The sequence below is a fragment of the Embleya sp. NPDC059237 genome (assembly GCF_042754105.1).
Lineage (GTDB): Bacteria > Actinomycetota > Actinomycetes > Streptomycetales > Streptomycetaceae > Embleya.
In genome coordinates this window covers 1-3622 of sequence record NZ_JBHZAE010000052.1, presented here as the reverse complement: position 1 = coordinate 3622, position 3622 = coordinate 1, and the positions used below count along the sequence as shown (strand labels likewise).

Sequence of the window (3622 nt, the reverse complement as noted above, 5' to 3'; positions counted from 1 at the left end):
ATGCAATACCGACCAGCCCTCCTCGACGGCTTCATCGCCGAAACCGGACTGGTCCCGGCCCCGCCGTAGTCACCCCAAACCGAAAATCTCAGTAGCGGGTGGCGAAGCGCAGGCCCTCGGACCGCAGCAGCGGGGTGTCCGTCGCCGGGTCGTCGAACACGATGCGCTTGCCGAACGTCTTCCAAGCCTCGACGATCCGGTCGAACAGTTCGCCGCTGCGCACGGCATCCTCGCGCTCCTCGCGGATGGTCATGTCGAGTCCTCTCTGAGAGGCAGGGCATTCGCCGCAGCCTGGGGTGAGGTCGACATACTCACTGGTGAAAACAGCATTTTCAAGAGCGCGACGCATATACTCACTCGCGGAAACACACAGTCGACCACGAGGAGGAGCCCGGTGACGACCGCGCCACGCCCGACCCCGGCACTCGCGGCGGCCGCCGTCGACCGCCTGGTCGATCCCCAGCGCGCCGGCTACCTCGACGATGCCGGGCGGCTCATCGCCGCCTGCCGCGACCTCATCGCCGAAACCGGCAACATCGACCCCCCGGTCGCTGCGATCCTCCAGCGGGCCGGGCTCGCCAGCCGTGCCTTCTACCGCCTGTTCCCGGCCAAACAGGATTTGGTCATGGCCGTTCTCGAAGCCGCGACCGACGCCCTGGTCGCATCGCTGGCCGAACGCCTGGCCGCCGTGACCGAGCCGCGGGCACGTATCGACGCGTGGATCGACGCATTCGTCGCGCGCGCCACCAGCAGCCCCGCCGACGGATCGACCTCGCTCATGATCGACGCGCCGCGGTTCGCCATGAATTACCCCGAAACCGCCGTGCTCCTCGAACGGCGCATCATCGCCCCGATCGCGGACGCCCTGCACGAACTCCGTCCCACGGTCGACAGCGCGAGCGTCCTGGACGATGCCTTCGTCGTCTACGACATCGTCGCCTCCGCCGTCACCCGCGCCCTGTCCCACCGCCGCGAGATCGACGCCGACCTGCTGGCGCATCTACACCGCAGCACCGCCAGGATCATCGACAGCGCGCCCTGACCCGGTACGCCGGCGGTCTCGGACACGGTCCCAGCCGTCGTTCGCGCGGGCGAACCGCGGCGAATCACCGCACCCCTGGATCCTCACGCCGTGAACATGGAACGTGATAGCTCGAACAGGGAAAACGTGGCGCCGAGCGGGTGTGCGAATCCACGGCCTCTTTCGCGAACCATCGCACGCGCATCCGGCGGCTGACGCGGTCCGCGGGACCCTCGGGCCGAGCGTGGGTCCTTCGAGCGGCTCCGGTTCCCGGCCCTACCGCCGTGAACCATGTAGGGAACAGCTGGCGAAGTGAAACGGGCAGGTGCTCGCGGTAGCGGTCGAGGACGGCGTCGACTGCGGTCAGCACCCGCGGGGTCTCCCGCTTGGGCCGCCAGTGCGGCTGCTGCCCGCGGGGGCGCTTGTTCGGCGGAAGAACCCCAGATCACACGATCAGACGCAGCGTCCTGCGACACGTCGAAGCGCCAGGGAGAACCAGATACAGCAGCACCGCCGGGCGCGGGTCGCGGGCGGTGCGCTCGCGCACCACCTGCACGTAGCTCTGGCTGCCGAACCCCCGCACGACCAGCACCGGCACCCCCGCCCGCTCCAGCCATCCGGTGACCTGCGCCCGCAACGAGTCCTTCTCGCACGCCACATACAACGCGGTGCTCTGGCCCACGGTCCGGTCCAGAGCGCACATGCCCGGTGCCGCGCGCAGGAACGCGCCCGCGTCCCGCCAGGCCGGCGGCACGTGCACCGTGCGCCACGGGTCCACGAGATCGGGGAACACCCCGTCCCGGCGGGCCTGCGCGAGCCGCGACGACAACCGGCGATACATCGGCGCGGTGTGCGGGATCACCCCCTGCGCGACCAGCCGGTAGTACACCTGCCGCAGCGTGTACCCACCGCTCGCGTCGTACTCGACGACGACCTCGGCGGCCCGCTCCAGCACGCCCGGCCAACGGATCCTGCCCACACCGGTACAAGTACCCATCGGCCGGGACCGGCCGTTTCGTCATCCTCGGATCACCGGACGCGGGCGGCGCGAATGTCGTGCCGACCCGCACCGCCCGCGACCCGCCGCATCGACCTCGGGGGATGGGCCGATCCGGTGCAGCCGGCCAGGCGACGGGGAGACGCCGGGCCACCACACCCGGACCCAACGATCCATCCGCCCCCGAGGTGACGCCCCCCTTCGGCGACGTCAACGGCGGCCGGGGCCGATGGCCGGTGGTTCAGTGCGGGCCCGCCAGGCCCAGGAAGCCGGCCAGTGTGTCGATCGCGGTGTTCGCCGCGCCCCGCCGATCGCCCGGCGACATCGCGCCGACCGTCGCGAACAGCGCGTCGTTCGCGCCGTCGAGCCCCGCGCGGGCCGCCCGCCGGAACGCCGGATGGCTCAGGCCGGGCACGTCGTCCTCGGTCATCGACGCCGGCAACCCGCCGAACGCCCGCTGCGTGGCGATACACGCCAACTCGATCACCCGCGACGTGGTCACCGGATCCTCGACCAACAGCGTCAGCAGCGGGTCCTGACAAGAGACACACCCGTCCATCGCCGCGCCCACGAGCGATCCGAGCAGCACGTGATCGACCGGACGGCCGCCGGCATCGTTCTCCGGCGGCATGCCGAACCCGCCGTGCGCGTGGTCGTTCTCCGGCCCCGCCGTGTCCGTGCCCATCGGATCCTCCGTCGCGGTGGGACCTCACACGAGGTCGCGAATATGAAAGCGGCCCGGCAGTCCCCGGCCGGACACGAGGAAGGGGCGTCGACCACGTGTGGTCGACGCCCCTTCCCGTTGCCGGACTTCGCGGGGCACAGCCCGCACGCACGCCGCGAGGCGAATGTGTGGACCCCGCGACCGGGCACCCGACCACCCTGGCACCGAACCGGCCCCGACGCCCGAGGTTCACCCGAACGAGTCCCGGCCCGCCGCCCCGGATCCCCCGTGAACCGGACACGGATCCGACACGAACCACACACCCGGCCGCGCATCCACCACCCACCCGGGCGCCGGCCCGCCCGACCGATTACCCGTCGCGTGGGGCGTCGCCTGCCCCGTCGCCTGGGGCGTCGTCCTTGGGAACGACGGGGCAGGAACCGGCGTTCGGGCCGGTCGGGGGCCGATATGCACCCTCGAACATGCGCAGCCTGTATATGGGGTTCATCGTGAGTAACCCCAATCCACCCCGGCCGGCCCGGCCCGCCCCCGCTCACGCCCAGCGCATCCCCAACGCGTCCAACTCGGCGATGCGTTCGGCCGCCGGCTTCGCCCGCCTGCTCTTGGTCGTGGTCACCCACACCCCCGACCTGACGTCCTCACGTCACCCGTCGAACGCCGTCACCGACTCCACATGCCCGCGCGGGACTTTCAGGTGCCCCACCCGGGCCCGGTAGGCCGCCGCCGCGCCCGGCGCGATCGCCCACGCCTGCTCGCGCGTGCGCTTGGGCCGAGGCCCCTCCGGCACCGGCACCGCAGCCTCGGCCGCCGCGTCGACCGTCGCGGTGGGATCCCGGACGGGTAACGGGCGACGAACGCGAGCGGTGGGGGGGGGGGGGGGGGGGCGCCCCCCCCCGCCCCCCCCCCCCCAACACGAAAA

5 protein-coding genes are annotated in these 3622 nt (G+C 71.8%); 1 reads left to right on the top strand and 4 read right to left on the bottom strand.

Features of this window, described 5'->3' with window-relative positions:
- Window positions 1-88: 88 nt before the first annotated feature.
- Entirely contained in the window at window positions 89-253 is a 165-nt protein-coding gene (locus ACFXKZ_RS52325; RefSeq protein WP_380015640.1) for a hypothetical protein, read from the bottom strand.
- 141 nt (window positions 254-394) lie between these two features.
- Between ACFXKZ_RS52325 and ACFXKZ_RS52320 the strand changes: the two genes are divergently transcribed.
- A complete protein-coding gene (locus tag ACFXKZ_RS52320) occupies window positions 395-1042 on the top strand; it encodes a TetR/AcrR family transcriptional regulator (protein ID WP_380015637.1) in 648 nt (215 codons plus the stop codon).
- A 424-nt stretch (window positions 1043-1466) separates the two neighbouring features.
- Here ACFXKZ_RS52320 and ACFXKZ_RS52315 read toward each other — a convergent pair whose 3' ends face one another.
- The 3 genes from ACFXKZ_RS52315 to ACFXKZ_RS52305 form a co-directional block, all read right to left on the bottom strand.
- Window positions 1467-2000 (bottom strand): hypothetical protein, encoded by a 534-nt coding sequence (locus ACFXKZ_RS52315; protein ID WP_380015634.1) that lies wholly within the window; start codon window positions 1998-2000, stop codon window positions 1467-1469.
- A 259-nt stretch (window positions 2001-2259) separates the two neighbouring features.
- Entirely contained in the window at window positions 2260-2703 is a 444-nt protein-coding gene (locus ACFXKZ_RS52310; protein WP_380015631.1) for a hypothetical protein, read from the bottom strand.
- A gap of 643 nt (window positions 2704-3346) precedes the next feature.
- Window positions 3347-3496, bottom strand: coding sequence for a hypothetical protein (locus tag ACFXKZ_RS52305; protein ID WP_380015628.1), 150 nt, complete (start codon window positions 3494-3496; stop codon window positions 3347-3349).
- Window positions 3497-3622: the final 126 nt, after the last annotated feature.

Bases quoted from the DNA above. Each gene is read 5' to 3' on its own strand.
- ACFXKZ_RS52325 (WP_380015640.1), bottom strand. From the start codon at position 253: ATGACCATCCGCGAGGAGCGCGAGGATGCCGTGCGCAGCGGCGAACTG.
- ACFXKZ_RS52310 (WP_380015631.1), bottom strand. From the start codon at position 2,703: ATGGGCACGGACACGGCGGGGCCGGAGAACGACCACGCGCACGGCGGG.